This window comes from Porphyromonas pasteri, assembly GCF_014647755.1.
GTDB lineage: Bacteria > Bacteroidota > Bacteroidia > Bacteroidales > Porphyromonadaceae > Porphyromonas > Porphyromonas pasteri.
Genome location: NZ_BMPU01000001.1, coordinates 164,265 through 185,243, shown reverse-complemented (window position 1 = coordinate 185,243; position 20,979 = coordinate 164,265). Strand labels below are relative to the sequence as shown.

Genomic DNA, 20,979 nt, shown 5'->3' with positions numbered 1-20,979 from the left:
TCGCGAGTATTCTTCTTATCCAGCGGAGGGAAAAGTGCCCTTCTCGTGAAGAAAAAAGCGCCTTTCCGTAGTGGTTTTCCCGCATCTATGCACGTAGTCTTAAAGACCAGGTACGTAAATCCTAATATCCACATACGTAGATATTAGAGCCACGTACGTAGTCCAAACATTTCTGCCACTCGTCCGCAACTTTTATCCCTGCGCTGAGCAACGACCTAATAGAGGTCACTTCACAAAGTTATATAGGGATCAGTCCAAAGCTATATAGCTTTCTTCACCATCCCTATATAGCCCTACCCCGTACCCATATTGGTCGGCGGGCTGACCTATATAGGTTCATTTACCCAGCTATGGAGGCCCACTTCTTCACCTCGCATAAGACACGGATATACTTACACATAGGACAATTCCTTCGCAATCATAAAAATCGATGCATAGCCGCCCCATTTACTAGATGGAAAGGATCCCCATAGCATAGAGCTACTCCCTGCGGTAGTCTGTGCCACTTTGGTTATCTTTGCCTTACTGTAAATAAGCACGATAGACAAAGCAACATACGCCTTATGAAGATCAACTACCGGATGGGCTTCGCCCTACCCGCCCTCATCGCAAGCATATTAGCCTTCGGCTCCTGCAAATCTTCCTCCAAGAACTCCTCTGTACTCCAGCAGAGCGCTATCGGGAAGCCAGGCGAACTCATGCTCGTCATGGAGAAGGACTACTTCGAGTCCCCTATGGCGATGCAGCTCTATGACTTACTCGAGGAAGATGCCCCTGCCCTCCCTCAGAGCGAGCCCTCTCTACGCATCTCGCGCGTCCCTACCCCATCCTTCGAAGGCTCGCTGAAGCTCGTACGCAATGTCTTCCTCCTCGACATCGACCCTCAGCGCTACTCAAAGGTCTCGCTGAAGTACAGCTATGACGACTGGGCCAAGGGGCAGATCGTAGCACGTATGACCTCCCCCAGCGCTGACTCGGTACAGAACTACCTCAAGACTCAGGGTGAAGGGCTGATGAATCTCTTCATTCGCCACGAACTCTTCCTCTACGGCGAGGTTATCGCTAAGACCTACAGCCAGAAGGCTACCGAGCTTGTTGATAGCCTCTTCGCTCATCGCGTCAATGTCCCTGAGGATATTCGCAATAAGCGTGTCGGCAAGGACTTCCTCTGGATGTCCAACTCCTCTATGCGCTCTCGCCACGACATCCTCGTCTACACCTACCCCTATCACAGCCCCAAGGATATCAGCCTCGATGCTCTGGTTGCCAAGCGAGACTCCGTACTCAAGGCCAATATCTCGGGGGAATTCGAAGGCTCCTACCCCTGCACCGAGCAGAACTATGGTCTCCTCTACCGCCGTGTACAGCTCCCCGAAGAGGAGACAGCGCGTGCTGAACTCCGTGGTCTGTGGAAGATGGAAGGCGGTGCGATGATGGGTGGCCCCTTCGTCAGCCATGCTGTCGTCGACAAGGCTGCAGGCAAGGTCTACGTCTTCGAGGGCTTCGTCTACCGCCCCAACGAGGACAAGCTCCACCTCATCCGCATGATGGAGTCTTCGCTCTACTCCTTCCGCCCCAGCGCTGTCAAGGCCTTTGACCCAGGGATCATCCTCAAGGCTCGCTACACCAAGGGCTTCTAATCCATAGTCTGACAATGAGTACACGCAAGATACGGGTAGCTATCACCCACGGCGATATCAATGGCATCAGCTATGAAGTCGTACTAAAGATCTTTGAGGATGAGCGCATCCTTGAGCTCTTCACCCCTATTCTCTACGGCTCTTCGCACGTAGCAAACTTCTGGAAGGCGCACCTCGGCCTCGAGCATGTCTCTTGGCAGGTCATCCGTCAGGCAAGCGAAGCCAAGGACGGCGTGCTGAATATCCTCGACTGTACCACGGGACGTGAGCAGGTAGAGATCGGTCAGCCCACCGACGCGGCTGGGCGCGCTGCCTTTGAAGCCCTTGAGCGTGCCACGGCAGATATCCGCATGGGACTCTGCGACGTCCTCGTCACAGCCCCCATCAATAAGGCCGTGATGCCACGCGGCCTCTTCCCCTTCAATGGGCACACAGATTACCTCGAGGCAATCGCTGCACGCACACCTGGCGAATCACTGATGGTGCTCGCCTCGGGCGACTGCCGTGTGGCCTTAGCCACAACACACATCCCTGTGAGTGCTATTGCCCCACGGCTCTCAAGCGAACTGATCCTCCGCAAGCTCCGCCTCCTCGAGGCTGGCCTACAGCGAGACTTCGGCATCACGAAGCCACGCCTCGCCGTACTTGGCCTTAACCCCCACGCAGGAGATAAGGGGCTTATGGGGAACGAGGAGGATACGATTATCCGTCCCGCTATCGAGGAGGCTTTCACCTCGGGTATCATCACCTTTGGCCCATTCCCTGGAGACGGCTTCTGGGGCAGCGGTCGTGTAGATTCCTTCGACGGCATCCTCGCTATGTATCACGATCAGGGCTTAGCTCCCTTCAAAGCGCTGTATATGAACGAAGGGGTAAACGTCACGCTGGGACTCGGCTTCGTACGCACCTCCCCCGACCATGGTACAGGCTACGACATCGCTGGTAAGGGTATCGCTGACCCCACCTCGATGCGAGAGGCTATCTACAGCGCACTGGACATCTACCGCCACCGTCGCAGCTACGACGAGGCTACGCGCAATCCTCTCCGCCGTCACTACCACAATCGTGGGCGAGACGACGAGAAGCTCGACACGACTAGTACCCCAGACGAATACTAACGCTTCGCCCCCCAAGCTCATGTCCCTCAAGATATATACCGCCTCGGCGGGATCGGGGAAGACGCACGCTCTCACACGCGAGTTCCTGCGTCTGATGCTCAGCAATGGCGACCCCAGATACTTCACGACTATCCAAGCGGTGACCTTCACTAAGAAGGCCACCGCTGAGATGAAGGGGCGTATCGTCGCTGAGCTCTCTACCCTCGCACGCACCCCAGAGGAGTCCCTATTCACAGATGATCTATGCAGGGAGCTGGGCATCTCGGAGGCGAAACTACAGGAGCGAGCCAATGCGACGCTGCATGCCCTGCTGCTGGAGTACACGAGCTTCCGTGTGCGTACCATCGACTCATTCTTCCAAGAGGTCGTCCGCTCCTTCGCCTATGAGCTGGGCCATGCTGGGGCCCTCCGCGTGCAGCTTGACTCGGACCAACTCCTTCATCAGGCCGTCCTCGAAGTCTTAGCCAAGCAGGATCAAGAGAAGAGCGACAAGGAGATTGAGGCTTGGCTTAGTGAGCTAACCACCGAGGCGATCGAAGATGGCAAGGGCTACAATATCGAAGACCAGCTCAGCAAGTTCGCCAAGCAGCTCGAGAACGAAGCAGTCAAGCAGCTACGTGCGGGCAAGGAATTCCCCTCCCAAGCGCAGGTCAAGAAGCTACGTGAAGCAGCTCGTAAGATCATCAAGGATAAGAGGGAAGCGCTCAGCGCCCTTGCTGAAAGAGCACTCAATACACTGGCGCGGTCTGGGGTAGCAATAGAAGATTTAAGCAACAAGAGGTCTGGAGTCTTTGGAGCGACTTATGCCTGTCAAAGAGTGCAAGGAGCTTTTACCATAGACGGAGTACCTCTTGCAGAGCGCTCCTACCTACAAGGGTTCCTTGCTGCTACAGACACAGAAACGAGGCTGGCTAAGCTAGTAGGAAGTAAAGGCAAACACTCTATCCGTGAGCAGATCGAGCCCCATCTCAGCAGTATCTATGATGCCCTCAAAGCCTTCAGCGACTACAACTTCCAGCAGCTCCCCATCTACGTCACGGCCCAGCAGATCAATCGATATGCGGGGCTCTATGGCATACTGATCGACATCGACAATGCCCTACAAGAGCTCAAGCGAGAGGGCAAACTTATGCTCATCTCTGATGCACCTTCGCTCATCCAAGCGCTACTGAAGGACAATAATGATGCGCCCTTCCTCTACGAGAAGATCGGGGCGCGCATCGAGCATCACATGATCGACGAGTTCCAGGACACGAGTCGTATGCAGTATGAGAACTTCAAGCCTCTTCTTGATAATGCCCAGAGCCAAGGCCAGGACTGCCTCATCGTCGGTGATGCCAAGCAGAGTATCTACCGCTTCCGCAACTCCGACAGCACCCTACTGACCACGCAGCTCACCAAGGACTTTACATCTTCTGCTGAGCGCAAAAACCTTGAGGACAACTGGCGTAGTGTCCCCGAGATCGTAGACTTCAACAACGCCCTCTATCCACAGCTCTGCTCACTCATCCGCAGTGTCTTCGATTCACTCTGGAGCGAGGTCAGGGGCTACGGCTTCCCCGAAGGGCAAGAGGAAGTCAAGAGCCGACTGGATGCAGAGCTCAACATCCTCCTCAAGGCCTATGAAGACGTGGTGCAGAATACTCCTAAGCCAAAGCAACAGCGAGGTCTCGGGCAAGTCGTACTCCATCGCTATGCTCCCCCCAAAAAGAAGGATGATAGCACCACAGAGGGAGAGGACAGCGAAGAGACTTCAGACACCGAAGAGGAAGTACCCAGCGGTGCCTTAGATCAACTCCCGCTTGTCCTCGTCGATCTACTCAAGCGAGGCTATCGCTGCTCTGACATCGCTATCCTCGTTCGCACGAAGGCGCATGCAGCCAGTGTGGCGGAGACACTCCTCAACGCTCCCGAGGAAGTGCTGGAGGGCTACTCCCTACCCTTCCTCTCAGAGGAAGCTCTACACGTCGATCGCGCATACTCCGTACGCTTCATCATCGCAGCCCTCAGCTATCTGGCGGATACCAGTATCCCGCTACGCTTAGCAGTCCTCCAAGAAGCCTATCACCAAGTCCTTGCCCTCTCGGGGCAAGCGGAAGAAGACCTATCTGACGCAGAGCTACAAGAGCTGCGTGACTTCGGACGTCAAGGGCTCTACGAAGTCGTCGAGATCATCAACTCACGCTATGGCAAGCTCTTCCCCGAGAGCGAAGGCGCCTACCTCGTCAAGCTCCTCGACATGCTCTATAGCTGGGAGCAAGAGGAGGCTGCAGATATCTCGACCTTCCTCCAGTACTGGCAAGACAAAGGCCATCTGCAGAGCATCGTCAACAACTCAGCCGAGGATGCTATCACCCTGATGACCATCCATAAGTCCAAGGGGCTCGGCTTCCCCGTCGTCCTACTCCCCGACATCAGCTGGCAGCTGGATGAAGCTTTGAGCGCCAATAAGGAGAATATCCTATGGTGCCCCATCCCCCCCCATATCAGCGAGACCGAAGAGCTTACCGCAACGAACGTGACGAGCGTCCCTCTGAAGTACACCACTACCCTACAGATGAGCTACTTCGCAGAGCCCTACTTTGAGGAGAAGCTTAAGAATATGATGGACTCGCTCAACCTCCTCTATGTCGCCACCACGCGCCCCAAGCAGGAGCTGCATATCTGGATCCGAGAGGAAGCCCAGAAGGGACAGGAAGAGGAGTCTGGGAAGAAGAAGTCAAAGAAGAAAGAAGCATCTGAGGAGAAGATCTCCAAGATAGAAGACCTCTTCCTGGCCTCCGTAGAAGAAGACAAGGCTCTCCATGAGATCCTCCCCGCTCATCAGACGACGAAGGAGGATCCCATAGGTGACAGTACTTCTGCACCAAAGAAGAAGCACTCCACCTCCGAAGAGGATAGCGCTACGGCACTGCATGTAGGTGCACTAAGCTCCTACCCTATTGACAAGCGCTTAGCCATCCTTCGCGAGGGACTCGAGTACTTCTCTGAGGATAGCCAGCGTGCCTATGGGCGTACTCTGCACCTCATTCTCTCCGAGATCGAGACCGCAAGCGATGTAGCACCTGCCATCAGCGAGGCCGTACATCATGGATACATCAAGGCAGAGCATGCAGAGGAACTCTCCACCCAGCTCCGTGCTGTCGTAGAGCACCCCGAAGCAGCCCGATGGTTCGATGGCACAGGGAAGATCTTCAACGAGCGCGCGATCATCGGTGGAGAGCTGGAGACCAGCCGCCGTCCCGACCGTGTGATCTTCTACCCCGACAGCCATATTGAGGTCGTAGACTACAAGTCAGGTGAGGAGCGTAAGGCTCACCACCGCCAGGTCCGTGAGTATATGGAGCTTCTTCGCCAGATGGGCTACGCCAAAGTCTCGGGCTATCTCTGCTACCTCCATGAGCCAGCGCCCAAGATTCTACAAGTGAAGGGGTAGCCATCTATCCTTGATACAAGAAGAGCAGCCTACTGCACAGCCCTCAGTGAGGGGATGCAGTAGGCTGCTCTTATATCGTAAAGTGGGGAAGTGAGCGTGTGGCTCAGCGACGATTAATCCTCGTCGTCATCGTCATCATAGTCGTAGTCACCGACACCGTGAGCATCGAGGAACTCCTCGCTCGCATCATTGAGGTTGTCGATGAGACGCACCAAGATGGTATTATTCTTCTTGAGCTGTGCCTGTTCTTCAGGCGTACCACGGAGACCATCAAGACGCATCTTGATGAGGGTCTTGTAGCCATCCTTCATCAGAGCTTCCCAGCCATCGAAGACTTTATAGAGCGCCTTGAGCATACGGTCATCACCATCATAGGCACCGAGCGCAGCAGCCTGCTCTCTCAAGCCCTTGAGATCTTCGATCCACTCCAGGCGAACCCACTCAGCGCGGTTGTAATCCTTGGCATCCATCGCATCATTCATCTTCGCCATCTGGTCGAGACCATAGTTGGAAAGGCAAATGAGCTCGTTGTTGTACTCGACGGCATTGTCGTACTCACCCTTGGCATAGTAGACGCCTTCATCGGGCTGCCAGCCGCGCTTGGTCTCTTCACCACCGAAAGCAGCTTGCATCTGCTCCTGCATCTTCTGCATCTGCTTCTCGATAGCTTCGGCAGAGTTATCTCCCCCGAAAAGCCCCTGAAGCTTCTTAAAAAGGTCCATCATTTTTTGACTGTAGTTTGATTATAAATAAATCGATTACTTGGCAAAGATAGTGATTTCCATCAATACCACAACTTCTCAGACTGCATAATATTGGGCAAGTTGCAGGCTAAGATAGTCCCAGCCCAGCTGAGAAGGAGGCATACCCCTTCTGCAGAAAGGCCCTATTCCTCGCTACAGACTGAGGGCATAGAGCTCCGAGGATCAGACAAAGTCAACCGATAGACAGCCGCTTTATTGATACGGATCCGCACGATGACTCATATAAGAATGCGCACTCGCTTATAGGAGCGTCCGCAGACCTATATAAGAATGTAAGTAGACCTATATAGGAATGATCACGAAGCTATATAGGAATCAACTCAATCCTATATAGAAACGCGCGCAAAGCTATATAGGAATCAACTCAATCCTATATAGAAACACTCGCAAAGCTATATAGGAATCGTCTCAATCCTATATAGGAACGCTCGCAAAGCTATGTAGGAATCGTCTCAATCCTATATAGGAACGCTCGCAAAGCTATGTAGGAATACACGAAGAGCTATATAGCTTCCACCACCCCATACAATACGACCTCAATAAGAATGCATTGATCGCCCCCTCAAGCAGTCAATAATAAAAGCCATCACCCTACCGCCACAGGATCATGTGAGCGGTAGGGTGATGGCTTACCCTTGCGAAGGAAGGGAGGCACTATGCCTCGGGGAGGGTCATCTTGACCAAGACGATCTTCGTCGATGTCGAGCGAAGAATCTCAAAGCGCAGGTCTCCGATCTCAAGGATCTGCCCCTGCGAAGGGATGCTGGGATGGTGGTACAAGATGTAGCCAGCGATAGTCATGAAGTCCTCATCCTCGGGGAGTGTCAGACCAAACTTCTCGTTGATATCATCGATCTCCATACGCCCGCTGAAGACGAAGGTACGGTCATCAAGGCGCTTAGCGACACGCTTCTGGCGGTCATGCTCATCCTCGATATCACCGAAGAGCTCCTCGACGATATCCTCAAGCGTCACCATACCTGCCGTACCGCCAAGCTCATCGATGACGACTGCGATACTCTTCTTTTTCTGCATCAAGAGGCGCATCAGCGTGCTGGCTTGCATGCTCTCAGGGACGAAGAGGGCTGAGACGATACGCTTCTGCCAGTCGTCACCTCGAAACATTTCGCTCGAATGGATGTAGCCGACGACTTCGTCGATATTCTCCTTATAGACGATGAGCTTTGAGAGGCCCGTGCGGATGAAGAGCTCCTCAAGATGTGCACGCGTCGAGTCAATGCTTGCCCCGACGATCTCATTACGAGGCAGGAGGCAATCACGCACCTGAAGCCCCGAGAAGGAGATCGCATTCTGTATGATCTTTACCTCCGTCTCGATGCCCGAGGCCTGACCATCGTCCGAGCTATGGGTAAGGTAGTACTCGAGGTCCAGTGAAGAGAGCTGCGGGCGAATAGCCACACTTGAGGTACGCTGCCCAGCGAGGAAGAGGATCGCACGCGTGATGAGCCCGATGATCCAAGCAAAGGGATAGAGCAGGACATAGACGAGGAAGAGGATCCCAGCGAAGAAGCGCATCGTGCGGTTGGGGTTAGCACGGAAGGTAACCTTCGGGAGGAATTCCCCGACGAAAAGGATCAGTAGCGTACTGATGACCGACTGCGCCAAGAGAATCAGCACGTCATTCTCGCCCAAGAGACTCTTGAGCCAAGGCTCCATCAGTACAGCAGTCAAGAGACCATAGATGACGAGGGCAACATTGTTCCCCAGGAGCATCGTCGTGATGAAGTGGTCAGGACGCGAGTAGAAGACGCCTAAGATCCGAGCCGACACACCACCACGGCTTCGGTCAAGCTCGAGACGGAGCTTATCCGAAGAGAGGAAGGCGATCTCCATACCCGAGAAGAAGGCCGAAGCAATTAGGCTGAGGAATATATAGAGGTAAATCATCATCGATGGTGAGAGCACACTGCGCCGAAGAGCTTAGAGACGGGGAGCTTGCTTCAGCGTATCGGCCCGTGGGGCTGCAGGTGCAGTAGGTGAGGTCGCCTTATTCTCGTCGTAGTCAAAGGCGCCCTTGTTGTCGTAGATCTCATACCAGCTGAGATCGTCCTTGGCATTGAAGTGGGAGCCACGAAGCTCCTTGCCTTGGGTGAGGAAGTAAGTCGTATCATCCGAATAGAGACGCTTCTCTGCACGAAGCCAGAAGAGACGCTTCGTCTTGAGACGCTGCCCATCAGGGCCCTGGACAAGGACGTGACCGATGAGCTCCCACTCTTCCTTGAGCGGTCGGCGGATAGCGGAGTCTGCCTTGATGAAGACCTGACTACCGCTCTTGAGGTCATAGGGTCGTAGGACAAGACCACGTGGGAAGACCCACTCATTGCGGTCATTACGTTCATAGATCAGAAGCTCGGGAGCGGTCATACGATAGCGGATGAGTCCAGAGTCCGAGATGAGCGTATTGAGCGCTACCATACGAGCTGTATAGAGCGAGTCGGGATTGACCGCCAGATTCTTCACCTCGACCTTCTTCTTGCTGCATGCCCCCAGCGAAAGGAAGAGCGTGCAGAAGACAAAGAGCATGGCGAAGGGATACGAACGAGAAGTCCCCCGCTGTCTGGATGGAGTATCCAGACGGCGGAGGGCTTCTTCCCTCTCTCTTGCACCTAAGTGCGAAGGGAGATCAGACATAGAGCGAGCTATGTAGATTAGGGGATGACGACACTTTCGCCACCGAAGCTAACCGTAGACCCCTTCTTGATATCGGGGTGCATAAAGATCTCCTGTGCAGAGGGGAGGTAGCGAGAGTAGTTGGCGATAGCGCGGTTAGCCTGAGCAGAGACCGAGGGATCTACGCTGGCAGCATGGCGGAGCTTATTGATGACGAGATAGTAGTAGCAGCGCTGCTTGATCTTGTCATCGGGATAGTAGCGAGAAGCATTACCAGCGGAGAGCTCAGCGAGGTAGAGCAGTACGCGACCATTGCGCGGATTCTCAGCGAGGATCTTGTTCCCGTAAGAGATAGCTGCACTGCTGTTGCGCTGTACCTGAGCGATCTGGAAGAGTGCTTCGTAGCACTTGAGGCGGTCAGAAGAGTTCTTAGCCAGGTCAATAGCCTTGTTGAGGAACTCCGTAGCCTCAGCGTAGCGCTTATCGCGGATAGCTTCACCAGCGATACCCATAGCTGCCGTGACCGAAGGCTCGATATCGAAGAGGTAGCGACCGGCACGTACAGAAGCATTGCCATCGCAGCCTGCACGCTGGAAGAGCGCGAGGACATTCTGCAGGAAGGCCTTATCCGTCTTATGCTGATCGATCTTCTCTACCGTATAGGTCTTCTCGAGCTTGTCACAGCTGGCCAGACCGCTCTGAGCGAACTCCGTGTCCATCTGATTCTTGTACGTCTCGATGACCTTCTTAGCTTCGTCCGTCTCAGCAGCAGCGAGGATAGCATCTGCGTACTCAGCAGCCTGCGTATACTCGTTGATGTACTGGTCGATCTTCGACTCATCCTTAGAAGCGATGAGACGTGAACCGAAGGTATAGTAATAGAGCAGCTGGATAGGAGACTCAGCCTTGTAGCGCTCTACGGCAGGCTTAGCCCACTCATAGACCTGCGTGAAGTCAGCATCAGCACCTGCGATCGTCTTGTAGTCCTCGATCTTATCAGCCAGGATCTGAGGCGTACCGACCTTAGCATCGTCACCGAAGTAAGTGATGCGATCGTCATAGAGCTTCATCAGCTGATTGAGGATCTTCTTCTTCTCGTCGGCAGTCTTGGCCTGACCAAGCTTCCAGTGAAGGATCTTAGCACCGATGATGTATATATTCTTAGATGCTGCGGGGCAGTTGTCGTACGCCTTCTGCCAATGCTCATAGGCGTCGGCATAGTTCGCCGTCTTACCAAAGCTGGTCAGCAGGCTGATACTTTGGCGGCAGCGGATGCTGTCTTCACCTGAGCCAAAAGGAGTACCTGTAGCTCTACCCGTCTGGGCATAAGCAGCCGTCGAGAGAAGTCCGAGAGCTGCTACCAGGATCATTCTGTTCAGTTTCATTGTCTCTTGTCTTTAGTGTGTAAATGATTAGCGCATAGTCGGCCGTAGACCTCCACCATATAGAGCGGCGGATAGTCCATGGCAAGGCTATATAACTTAGTTGATACGTGCCTTGCGGAACCAGTTCTCATTGAAGAGAATCCCCACAGTGAGGCCAAGTGAGTGCTCACGCACCATACCGGTGGCCTGAGGAGTGAGGTACTTATAGTCTACGGTAATATTGACGAGCGAACGACGGTCGATGAGCGGCATACCGATACCGACCGATGCGGAGAGTTCATTGTAGCCCTTCTGCTCACCCGTGGAGGTTGGGACGAGCATATAGGAGTTAGCCCCACTCAGACCAAAGCGATAGCGGGAGCGAGAGAAGAGTCCACGACCACGAGGATCGGGGATCCACTCGGCACCAAGGCCTACACGATAGTGATTGCGAGGTGCAGCACCATCCTGAGCAAGGCCCGTAGCCTTAGCCCACTGCATATAGGTGAAGCCCACTCCGACGAGGAGGCTCTCGCTATGGCGATAGGTAGCACCGACCGAGTAGCTCATAGGCACATGGTGGAGGCTACGTGAGGTGATCGTATCTGAGGACTCGGGCACAAGCTGGCTGGAATTCTCGGCACTGAGGAAGTGCTGATCGATGAGCGTCGAGCGGAGCTTGATCTCAGGGGCGAACGTAGCACCCACGACGAGGCTACGTCCCTTCTTCTGATCCAGATCCAGCTGGTACTGCGCACCGATATCAGCCTTGAAGCCCTTGAGCTGGAGCTGCGTGCGGTAGAAGGGGTTAGATGCACCATCTGACCCGATATATACCTGACGCTCCTGCGTCGTATAGCCGAAGACATAGGAGCCATTCACCCCAAGGGAGAAGCCTCCGATACGCCCTGCTACACCGAGGTAAAGGTCACTAAAGCCACCCTGTCCCAGATAGGTACGTTGATAGTTATTCTGGCTATCTCCCTGGAGCTTCTCGAGGCTACCGAAGCGATAGCCCACGGTCGAGAAGGGAGTGATCCCTGCACTGACCGCGATATGACGGCTCACGGGGAAGAGGATCGTAGCGTAATCAAGGTTACCCAAGACACGGCTATCACGATTCCCGCCTTCAGCGAGGTGAGATCCACGCAGCGACACGGCCAGATCCATGATGAAGGTCATGGAGTCGACAGCGGTATAGGAGGCAGGGTTAGCGGGGTTGACGACGAGACCGTCACGCAGACCCGCACCGATACCCCCGAGAGCTCGCGTCGTAGCCGTCTGGCGCATACCGAGTGTCCCATAGCCGAAGCGACTATAGGGCGAGCGGTCTGAGTTGCTCTGGGCGCTAAGGGCGCCTGCTGTCCCAGCTGTAAGTAGTCCTGCGGAGAGGAGGTAGCTGAGGATCTTCTTCTGCTTTATCATCTGTTGTACTCCAGTATCTTATTCAGTCCATAGAGGACGAGGTCGGGCTCCACGCATACCCCTTCGGGGAGGTACTGCTCGATGAGAGGAGCATCACCCCCTGTGACGTAGACCTTGACATTAGGGTCTGACGCCTTAGCTTCATCTATATATCCCTTGATCTCATAGATGAGCCCACGGAGCACGCCCGCGGTGATGGCTTCGGAGGTTGTCTGCCCGAAGTCTCGTACGGGAGGCGTGATCTCGTGGATCAACGGTAGGCGCGAGGTGAAGTGATTCAGCGCCTTGAGTCGGGTATAGAGCCCTGGGGAGATATTCCCCCCGGTATATTCCCCCTTAGGGGTGATCTGCTCATAGGTGATCGCCGTCCCCAGGTCTATGACCAAGAGGCTGACACCCTCGGGTGCCAGAGCATGTGCCCCGACGACAGCTGCGATACGGTCGCTACCGAGGCGCTTGCGGTCGTAAGCCACGCTTACAGGTACGGCGATATGCTCGTCGACCTGCAGCACGGTGGGGATACGCTCAGCGAGCAGGCTGAGTAGCATCTTGTCGACAGCTGCGACAGAGCTATAGATCGCCGCCTGCAGGGCTGGGTGATCGGATAAGATGACCCCAGCTTCTCGTAGGGAAACTTGAGGGAAGGAGTAGTGGGCGATGAGCTCACCTCCATCCGCCACGGCCACTTTGCAGACCGAGTTTCCCTGATCGATGATTAAATTCACTTAGTGGTCAGATAGTCAATGATACCACAAAGAAACGGCTTTTATCTGGAATATACCGCAACTACGGTAAGAGGAGCGGCTTCCTATCACCGCGCCGAGGCACGATGAAGCCATCACTTTAGTCAAAGAGTGGCGTCCCTTCACCGACCAACTCATGCAGTCGGATCAAGGCCTTATCCTCTGCCTCACGCATGCGCTCCTCGTCCTCGGGGCTCTTATCCTTGAGCCCGCAGAGATGGAGGACCCCATGGATGATCACACGGTGCAGCTCTTCGGCATACTCATTGCCAAGGAGCTCGGCATTGCTACGCACCGTATCAAGGCTGATGAGCATGTCCCCCGAGATCACATCCCCCTCACTCTCGTCGAAGGTGATGATATCGGTATAGTAGTCATGATCGAGGAAGTCTTGATTGGTCTGCAGGATGCGCTCATCACCACAGAACTGGTAGCAGAGCTCGCCGACACGACGGTCATAGCCAGCAGCGACCTCACGGATCCAGTTGCGAAGGACACGCTCTCGGAGGCGAGGCTCCTCGACGTCTTCGTCAGTATAGTAAGCTATAAGCTCAGATTCTTTCGACATAAGTGATATGCTGTAGTCTAATCTTTCTTGAGTAAGGGCTCCTCATCGGCCAGGCGCCCATGGCCATAGCGGAGCACCTCGAAGGGCTCCTCTGTGCAGTCGACGATCGTCGAGGGAGCCAGCGGGATATCGCCAGCATCGAGGATGGTGTAGACGGCATTCCCATAGCGCTCGTCGATGAGCTCGGGATTGGTGCAATACTCGGGCTCGTCCTCATCCTCTATGGGGAGCGAAGAGGTGATCAGTGGATTGCCTAAATGCTCGGCCAGAAGACGGCCGATAGGATGCTGGGCAAGGCGGACACCCACCTCACGACGCTGCTTGAAGATACGTGGCAGGGCACCCGATGCTGGGAGGATGAAGGTATAGTTAACCTCGTGATCCTTGATGAACTTAAAGGCGCGGTCATTCATCTTACAATACTCTGACACCTGGCTCAGCGAAGCACAGGCGATAGAGAGCGCCTTCTTCTTCGGGTCGATCTTCTTTAGGCGACAGATCTCCTCGATGGCACGCTGATGTAGCGCGTCACAGCAGTAGGCGTAGCCCGAAGCCGTGGGATAGATGAAGACCGCACCACGACGAAGCTCATCGACCAGCTCAGTGAGCAAGCGATAGTCGGGGGAGTCAGCGTAGATCTTAGTGAGCATAGTGTAGAGTAGCTATTATGAAAGGGCTATCACTCAGCACCGAGGCCAGCCTGACGCACGACCTCATAGATGAGGATACCGCCAGCGACCGAGACATTGAGCGAACCGATAGCACCGACCTGGGGGATACGGACGATCTTATCCGCACGGCGCAGGACATCCTGTGACACCCCGTGATCTTCAGCCCCAAGGACCAGACCGAGGGGAAGCGACAGCTCACTCTCGGTATAGATATCTGCGGCCTTCTCTGAGGCAGCGACGATCTGAATACCGTTCTCCTGCAGGAGGGTGACAGCAGCCTGTATCGAGCTGACTCGGCAGACGGGGATACGGTGGAGCGCCCCAGCGGAGGTCTTGACGGCATCGGCAGTCACCGACACGCTCCCTCGCTCGGGGATGATGATCGCATCCACACCAGCGCACTCTGCCGTACGGGCGATAGCACCGAAGTTACGCACATCGGTAAGCCCATCCAAGAGGACAACGAAGGGAGAGCGTCCTTCTTCGTAGAGCATCGGGATGAGCTGATCCAGCTGCGTGTACTCGATCTCGCTGATGAAGGCGATGACCCCCTGGTGCTGCTTGCGCGTCAGACGTGTCAAGCGCTCCTCGGGGACGATCTGCACAGGGATCGTACGCACCTTGGCCACATCCATGATATGGCTCACTTCGCTGCTACGCAGTCCGCGCTTGAGTAAGATCTTATCAATCTCACGACCTGCCTCCAGGGCTTCGATAAGTGGGTGGATCCCGAAGATCAGGTTATTCTTTCCCATCAGTCCTTATACCGTATTATATATGTCAGTCTATTCTCTTTGGTTCGTGCCACACGCACCCCAGATCAATCGAGGCAGTTTCAGACGTGCGCACATAGAGCAAAGATACAAAAAGATAACAGCTCCTGCCCGTAGACTCACACAGCCACCTTGCTATCTTCCCTGTACGCACCTCCACGAGGAGTGATCAGCACCACACGAGCGTGCGACACAGCTCCCCAGTCAAAGCGTAAAGAATAGACCCCTCTCCTACTATCCGAGCAAGAGCATTCCATTGAGGTGGATGCTATGAACCTATATAGGATGGCGAAGGAAGCTATATTGCTTTGGACTGATCCCTATATAGCTTTGTGAAGTGACCTATATGAGGTTGTTGCTCCGCGTAGGGATAAAAGTTGTGGACGAGTGGCAGATAAGTTTGGACTACGTACGTGGCTCTAATATCTACGTACGTGGATATTTGGATTTGCGTGCCTAGTCTTTAGGACTACGTGCATAGACAGAGGAAAACCACTACGTGAAGGCGCTTTTTTCTTCACGAAAACAATGCTTTTCCCTCCGCTGAATAAGAGGAATACTCGCGATAAGGCGAGGGGCTTGTGTATCACTTCGGAGAGGTATATCGGGGAGCTGGGTGTGCGATGCCTTAGCAGAATAAAATAAATAGAGGGCAGGACTCTCGGCAACAGTCTCATATAGGTCAGCGGGGAGAGCTATATAGGTCACGGACTCGACCTATATTGGTCGTCACTCGGACCTATATAGGTCGCGTCAGCGATCTATATAGGTTCATAGCACCCCATCCTATAACTACATACGTCCTCCACACTATTCACTTATGAAACAGGCATATACAGCAAGCCCCCCGACCTCAGGCATCTTATGCACTTCGGTGGGGGCTTGACGTATCAACGTAGAAAGGGGGGAGCGTACCTATAGACTGTAGCTGATACTCCCCGAGAGCCAGAAGCCAGGCTGCGGTACGCCAGCGATATCAGCGTACTGCGTGTCGGTGATATTATTCAGCTCGAGGCCAGCACGGAGGTGATTCGTCAGACGATAGTCGAGCTTGAGGTCAAGCGTCGCAAAGGGACTGGCTTGATTGACACGATCCTGATAGCGCAGCGCCCAGAGGGCTTCTATTCGAGAGCCGACGTTGTGTGCGAGCTGTGCCGTGAACTTGTGGCGGAGATAGTTCAGCGCATACTTAGACATCGCGACACCAGGAGCACGATGCTGCTGCGTCATATAGAGGTAGTCAAGGCTGAGACGTCCCGCATCACCAAGGAAGGGCAGATACTCGCCAAGGCGAAGAGCCAGCCCAGCTTCGAGACCTTGGTTAGTAAGCTCAGCGATATTGTGCGAGGTGAAGGCCGTCTCCGTGGGGTCGAACTTCACCCAGTCAATGAGGTTGCTCCCCTTCATCAAGAAGTAAGAGAGGTGCGCCTCTACGTGCGAGGTCTGGTACTTCGCAATAGCCTCAAAGGAGTGGGCATACTCAGGCTGGAGATTGTCTCCATGCTTGTGGACAGGGTCGGTATACCAGAGGTCGTTCAAGGTAGGCAGACGCATCGAGCGACTCCAAGTAGCGACGAAGCTCCAGCGATCAAGGGGATGATAATTCACACTCACCGAAGGGAGGAAGGTGTACTTCCCTGAGAGGAGTGTATTATGGCTCATAAGCGTCCCAGCGGAGATCAGCCACTTATCCAGCTTGACTGTATGCTCCAGACTGAGGCTGACATTCGTTCGACTACCGAACTTCGTGTAGTAGCTCTCGGGCTTAGCGCGTGGCGTACCGAGCTTATTCCCGATGACCTCCTCATAGCGAAGCTCACCACCGAGTGTCGTCGTCCCGAGGAGGGAGCTGTAGTTGGCGATGAGCCCAGCACCATAGTTATTCACGATATGGTGGTTCTGCCCGAAGGTCGTCCCACGCACCAGCTCGAAGCAGTCGTACTCACGATCCCAATAGATAGTGGGGAGAAGACGCAGGCGCTCACCACCTAGGTCACCACGCAGCGAGGCGATCATACGCTGGGTATGCTCGTACTGATTGGGATACTTAGCCGAATAGAAGGAGTTGGCACCGAACTTTTTCTCATTGTAGCCGAGCTGGAGATCCATCTTGTTCTCCGCTGGGAGATTTAGGCGTGTTTGCCAGAGGGCATTATAGATCTCATAGTCGGTATTCGTGCGATAGCCAGCACTGGAGCGGCGGCTCAGCGAGAGGCTATTCTCCGTCTTGCCCCACGTCATCGCTCCACGGAGCTCTGCACCCACGAGGCGGTGCATACCCGCAGTAGCCTTGGCATAGAGGGAGGTCTCTGCGCTGTGCTTGGTGATGATGTTGATAGCCCCCGAGAAAGCACCCGTACCATAGATAAGTGCCGAGGGCCCACGAAGCACCTCGATACGCTCAATATCCGAGAGGTTGATAGGGAAATCGAAGCTTAGGTGCCCCGTCTTACTGCTGCTGACATTGACCCCATTGAGGAGGATGACGATCTGCTCGTGTGAGCCGCCACGAATGGAGACATCGGCCTGTACCCCTTGGGCACCGCGCTGTGCGACGTCGATACCCGCTACATAGTTCAGCAGCTCTTGGATACTTCGCGCAGGGGTCTGGGCGATCTCACGTGCCGAGATGACGGTGACGAGTCGCGTAGCTTCATTCAGCGGGGTAGCTGTCTTAGAGGCTGTGACCGTGACCCCCGTAAGCTCCTTGTCGGGCTCACCGAGGTTATACTCAGGCTCAGACGCAGCTATATTCTGCGCACTGACGGTGGAGGTGTAGGCGCAAGCCAGCGCCAGGCTGGTAAGCGTACCGATGTTGATGATACGGTGCATCGTATTGAAGGCACCGTAGCTCTTGCGCGTCATGCGCCGGAAGCGTAGCGCGACAGAGGTCTGCATGTTTGTTTGCTTCATCTGTAGATAAAAGATTGATTAGACGTGGACCTCACCTCGCTTGCCATCACGAAGGAGACACAAGCCGAGGAAGGTAAATAAGCCATTGAATAGGAGAATCTCGTAGCCGACCTTATAGCCCCATAGGCTCTCCGCTGCCACTGCGACGCCGTAGCTCACAAAGGGAGAGAGGATACAGAGGTAGGGCGTGAAGCGATCACGTACCGCCCAGCGTGTGAAGAGCCCGAAAGCGAAGAGTCCTAAGAGCGGCCCGTAGGTATAGGAGACTGCTGTGAAGATCGTCTTCAGCAGGGAGCTCTGCTGGATCTGACTGATGAGGAGTACCATGAGGGCGAAGGCCACGCACATCGCTAAATGAATCCACCAGCGACGGCGCTCCCCTACCGCATCATCCTCGAGCTTCATACCGAGGAGATCGGTACAGACCGAAGTCGTGAGACTGGTCAGAGCCGAGTCAGCATTGGAGAATGAAGCAGCAGTAATACCCAGCGTGAAGAAGATCAGGACCCACGGACCTAAGTGCCCTGCAGCGAGGAAGGGCAGGATATCATCTCCTCGCTCAGGTAGGGTCAAGCCATACGCTGCGCCGAAGTGCAGTAGGAGAATCCCCAAGACGAGGAAGAGATAGTTCAGCGGGAGGAAGCCGAAGCCGTAGGTAAGCATATTCGTACGGGCCTCACGGAGTGTACGGCACGTCAGGTTCTTCTGCATCATATTCTGATCCAAGCCCGTCATCACGATGACGATGAAGATACCGCTGACGAACTGCTTCCAGAAGTACAGCGGGCTCGTCCAGTCGTCAAAGAAGAAGACTCGGCTGTGAGGATCTTCCCTGACCAAGCGCACGATACCCGAGAGGTTAAGCCCCAGTTGCCCCGAGACGACATAGACGATGAGCCCCAGCGTGAGCACAAGGCAAACCGTCTGCAAGACATCCGTCCAGATGATCGTACCCATGCCACCGCGCTGCGTGTAGAGCCAGATGACACCGACGACCCCGAGGACCGTGACGACATACGGCACCCCTATCGGAGCAAAGACGAGCTGCTGCAGGATAAGCGTGATGAGGAAGAGCTTCGCTGCTGCCCCGAAGAGCTTCGAGATGATGAAGAAGAGTGCACCCGTGCGATAGCTATGCCGCCCGAAGCGCTGCTCCAGATAGGTATAGATCGAGACAAGCTGCAGACGATAGTAGAGTGGCAGGAGGACATAGGCGATGACGATGTAGCCAAAGAAGAAGCCCAAGACCAGCTGCATATAGCTCATATCCATCTGCTGCACCATCCCTGGCACCGAAACGAAGGTCACACCCGAGATCGAGTCGCCGAGCATCCCGATCGATACGATCCACCAAGGGGTAGCACGCCCTGCAAGGAAGAAGTCCGCATTCGTGCCTCGCCTACGCGTCCAGAAGGTGATCAGGAAGAGGAAGAAGAGATAGAGGACGAAGGTAATCAGTACACCCTGTACCATAATGATATATGATAGTAGCGACTAATAGTTGTAGTGCACTTCCCAGTCCTCGGGCGTATTGACCTTACCGCAAGCCTTGATCATCTTCATATCGTCCTCAGCTTGACGGCCAATGGTCGTGAGCAGATCACCCGTGATAGCGGCATTGATACCGACGTAGATAGCCTTGTATTGCGTCTCGGGGGAGAGCTGTGCGCGTCCACCAGAGAAGCGAAGGAATGCCCGAGGATTGACCATACGGAAGACTGCGATAGCCGAGAGGACCTCATCCTCAGTGAGCGGAGTAGAGTTGCCCAGCGGGGTACCCGTGATCGGCTGGAGGATATTGATCGGTATACTGTAGCTCTTCAGGCGCTTAACGTAGAAGGCAAGCTCGACACGCTGCTCCAGCGTCTCGCCCATGCCGATGATACCGCCACAGCAGATGCGCATACCCACACGGCGAGCGGCCTCGAGAGTCGCTTCTTTGTCCTCCTGCGTGTGTGTCGTACACAGCTCACGGAAGTAGCTGGGAGAAGTCTCCACATTGCAATGGTAGGTCGTCACGCCGCTATCAAAGAGCTTCTTCAGCTGTGGCTCGGTGAGTAGCCCCAGCGAGGCACAGCACTTGAGCTCAGGATGTGCCCGCTTGATGGCACGGTAGCTGATACTCATCATATCGATCTCGCGATCGGTCTGGCGACGCCCACTCGCCACGAGCGAGAAGCGCCCGATGCCCTGCTTGCGGTTGTAGCTGGCCTGCGCCACACAAGCACTGGGGCTGACGACAGAGTAGCGCTCTGCGGAGGTCGAATAGTGAGCGCTCTGTGCACACCACTTACAGTCCTCGGGGCAGTTCCCACTCTTAGCGTTGATGATGGAGCAGGTATCGAATGCCTTCCCCATGAAGTGCTCGGTGATCTCGTGTGCTGCTTGGTATAGCTCCTCCTTGTGAGGAGTGGTAAGCAAAGCAAGTGCTTCCTCTTCGGTGATCTCACCGCCAGCGAGGATACGTGCTTTGATGTCTTGTATCATAGTAGTCTTTTCGTGTGATCTTATCGATATATAAAAAGCGCTGTCTCGCTACACACCCGCCTCCTATCGTGGAGTGGGTAGTAGCGAGACAGCGTTGTGTCAGCTGCAGAGAGCTACACTGAGGTAGTCTGCAGGATGTGCCGATGCGGTGGGCTTAGGAGTAGGCGTGAGTGCGAGGAGCAGCTCTGAGAGCATAGCTTCCTCGAGGACTTCGGCCTCCTCACGGCTCCCTTCGGTGGGAGCAAGCGTACCACATACGGCAGGTGTGGTAGCGAGCGTCGTCGTCTTTGCTGAGAGACGCTCCAGGACGCTTGACGAGAGATGCCCGATGGTGACACAATGCCCGAGGCTGTGGAAGACAGCTGCGCTACTACGTGTCCAGCGACGGAAGTAGAGACGAGCTGCGCTCAGCGAGTGGGGTTGTGCGGAGTACATCGGAGTGGGTC

The 20,979-nt window shown here is 54.8% G+C and carries 16 protein-coding genes; 3 read left to right on the top strand and 13 right to left on the bottom strand.

What is annotated here, in order from left to right; genetic code table 11:
* Nucleotides 1-563: 563 nt before the first annotated feature.
* From IEX77_RS00775 to IEX77_RS00765, 3 genes are read left to right on the top strand one after another with little or no spacing between them, the layout of a single operon-like run.
* On the top strand, nt 564-1,640 hold the full coding sequence (locus IEX77_RS00775) for a DUF4837 family protein (protein ID WP_188807260.1): 1,077 nt from the start codon (nt 564-566) through the stop codon (nt 1,638-1,640).
* A 14-nt stretch (nt 1,641-1,654) separates the two neighbouring features.
* On the top strand, nt 1,655-2,758 hold the full coding sequence (gene pdxA / locus IEX77_RS00770) for a 4-hydroxythreonine-4-phosphate dehydrogenase PdxA (protein WP_188807258.1): 1,104 nt from the start codon (nt 1,655-1,657) through the stop codon (nt 2,756-2,758).
* Between the two features lie 19 nt (nt 2,759-2,777).
* Nucleotides 2,778-6,194, top strand: coding sequence for a UvrD-helicase domain-containing protein (locus IEX77_RS00765; RefSeq protein WP_188807256.1), 3,417 nt, complete (start codon nt 2,778-2,780; stop codon nt 6,192-6,194).
* A 113-nt stretch (nt 6,195-6,307) separates the two neighbouring features.
* Here the strand turns inward: IEX77_RS00765 and IEX77_RS00760 are convergent, their stop codons facing one another.
* The 13 genes from IEX77_RS00760 to IEX77_RS00700 all read right to left on the bottom strand — a co-directional run bounded on the left by IEX77_RS00760 (nt 6,308) and on the right by IEX77_RS00700 (nt 20,968).
* Entirely contained in the window at nt 6,308-6,919 is a 612-nt protein-coding gene (locus IEX77_RS00760) for an LIC11966 family surface protein (protein ID WP_229770757.1), read from the bottom strand.
* A gap of 693 nt (nt 6,920-7,612) precedes the next feature.
* Nucleotides 7,613-8,866: a hemolysin family protein gene (locus IEX77_RS00755; RefSeq protein ID WP_188807254.1), complete on the bottom strand. Its 1,254-nt coding sequence runs from the start codon at nt 8,864-8,866 to the stop codon at nt 7,613-7,615.
* A 33-nt stretch (nt 8,867-8,899) separates the two neighbouring features.
* Nucleotides 8,900-9,610, bottom strand: coding sequence for an LPS export ABC transporter periplasmic protein LptC (gene lptC, locus IEX77_RS00750; RefSeq protein WP_188807252.1), 711 nt, complete (start codon nt 9,608-9,610; stop codon nt 8,900-8,902).
* Nucleotides 9,611-9,627: 17 nt separating this feature from the next.
* Complete coding sequence (locus tag IEX77_RS00745) at nt 9,628-10,974, bottom strand: tetratricopeptide repeat protein (RefSeq protein ID WP_229770756.1); 1,347 nt, start codon at nt 10,972-10,974, stop codon at nt 9,628-9,630.
* A gap of 96 nt (nt 10,975-11,070) precedes the next feature.
* Nucleotides 11,071-12,378 carry a BamG family beta-barrel-assembly machinery protein gene (gene bamG, locus IEX77_RS00740; RefSeq protein ID WP_188807250.1) on the bottom strand — a complete coding sequence of 436 codons (1,308 nt, stop codon included), beginning with the start codon at nt 12,376-12,378 and terminating at the stop codon, nt 11,071-11,073.
* The gene (locus IEX77_RS00735) at nt 12,375-13,103 is read right to left on the bottom strand and encodes a type III pantothenate kinase (protein WP_188807248.1); all 729 of its coding nucleotides are present in this window, start codon (nt 13,101-13,103) and stop codon (nt 12,375-12,377) included. Before IEX77_RS00735 ends, bamG begins: the two co-directional genes overlap by 4 nt.
* Nucleotides 13,104-13,221: 118 nt before the next feature.
* On the bottom strand, nt 13,222-13,689 hold the full coding sequence (gene ybeY, locus IEX77_RS00730; protein WP_009433451.1) for an rRNA maturation RNase YbeY: 468 nt from the start codon (nt 13,687-13,689) through the stop codon (nt 13,222-13,224).
* Nucleotides 13,690-13,706: 17 nt separating this feature from the next.
* On the bottom strand, nt 13,707-14,339 hold the full coding sequence (locus IEX77_RS00725) for an L-threonylcarbamoyladenylate synthase (RefSeq protein WP_188807246.1): 633 nt from the start codon (nt 14,337-14,339) through the stop codon (nt 13,707-13,709).
* Between the two features lie 29 nt (nt 14,340-14,368).
* Entirely contained in the window at nt 14,369-15,115 is a 747-nt protein-coding gene (gene rlmB / locus IEX77_RS00720) for a 23S rRNA (guanosine(2251)-2'-O)-methyltransferase RlmB (protein WP_188807244.1), read from the bottom strand.
* 933 nt (nt 15,116-16,048) lie between these two features.
* Nucleotides 16,049-18,046, bottom strand: a complete 1,998-nt coding sequence (locus IEX77_RS00715) for a TonB-dependent receptor (RefSeq protein ID WP_229770755.1) — start codon at nt 18,044-18,046, stop codon at nt 16,049-16,051.
* A gap of 18 nt (nt 18,047-18,064) precedes the next feature.
* On the bottom strand, nt 18,065-19,519 hold the full coding sequence (locus IEX77_RS00710; protein ID WP_188807242.1) for a sodium:solute symporter: 1,455 nt from the start codon (nt 19,517-19,519) through the stop codon (nt 18,065-18,067).
* A 21-nt stretch (nt 19,520-19,540) separates the two neighbouring features.
* A complete protein-coding gene (gene bioB, locus IEX77_RS00705) occupies nt 19,541-20,533 on the bottom strand; it encodes a biotin synthase BioB (RefSeq protein WP_188807240.1) in 993 nt (330 codons plus the stop codon).
* Nucleotides 20,534-20,632: 99 nt separating this feature from the next.
* Nucleotides 20,633-20,968: a hypothetical protein gene (locus IEX77_RS00700; protein ID WP_188807238.1), complete on the bottom strand. Its 336-nt coding sequence runs from the start codon at nt 20,966-20,968 to the stop codon at nt 20,633-20,635.
* Nucleotides 20,969-20,979 lie beyond the last annotated feature (11 nt).

Coding starts and splice junctions, on each gene's coding strand:
- IEX77_RS00700 (WP_188807238.1), bottom strand. CDS start 20,968: ATGTACTCCGCACAACCCCACTCGCTGAGCGCAGCTCGTCTCTACTTC.
- lptC (WP_188807252.1), bottom strand. CDS start 9,610: ATGTCTGATCTCCCTTCGCACTTAGGTGCAAGAGAGAGGGAAGAAGCC.
- IEX77_RS00725 (WP_188807246.1), bottom strand. CDS start 14,339: ATGCTCACTAAGATCTACGCTGACTCCCCCGACTATCGCTTGCTCACT.
- IEX77_RS00760 (WP_229770757.1), bottom strand. CDS start 6,919: ATGATGGACCTTTTTAAGAAGCTTCAGGGGCTTTTCGGGGGAGATAAC.
- pdxA (WP_188807258.1), top strand. CDS start 1,655: ATGAGTACACGCAAGATACGGGTAGCTATCACCCACGGCGATATCAAT.
- rlmB (WP_188807244.1), bottom strand. CDS start 15,115: ATGGGAAAGAATAACCTGATCTTCGGGATCCACCCACTTATCGAAGCC.
- bamG (WP_188807250.1), bottom strand. CDS start 12,378: ATGATAAAGCAGAAGAAGATCCTCAGCTACCTCCTCTCCGCAGGACTA.
- IEX77_RS00710 (WP_188807242.1), bottom strand. CDS start 19,519: ATGGTACAGGGTGTACTGATTACCTTCGTCCTCTATCTCTTCTTCCTC.
- ybeY (WP_009433451.1), bottom strand. CDS start 13,689: ATGTCGAAAGAATCTGAGCTTATAGCTTACTATACTGACGAAGACGTC.
- IEX77_RS00755 (WP_188807254.1), bottom strand. CDS start 8,866: ATGATTTACCTCTATATATTCCTCAGCCTAATTGCTTCGGCCTTCTTC.
- IEX77_RS00775 (WP_188807260.1), top strand. CDS start 564: ATGAAGATCAACTACCGGATGGGCTTCGCCCTACCCGCCCTCATCGCA.
- IEX77_RS00765 (WP_188807256.1), top strand. CDS start 2,778: ATGTCCCTCAAGATATATACCGCCTCGGCGGGATCGGGGAAGACGCAC.
- IEX77_RS00715 (WP_229770755.1), bottom strand. CDS start 18,046: ATGAAGCAAACAAACATGCAGACCTCTGTCGCGCTACGCTTCCGGCGC.
- IEX77_RS00745 (WP_229770756.1), bottom strand. CDS start 10,974: ATGAAACTGAACAGAATGATCCTGGTAGCAGCTCTCGGACTTCTCTCG.
- bioB (WP_188807240.1), bottom strand. CDS start 20,533: ATGATACAAGACATCAAAGCACGTATCCTCGCTGGCGGTGAGATCACC.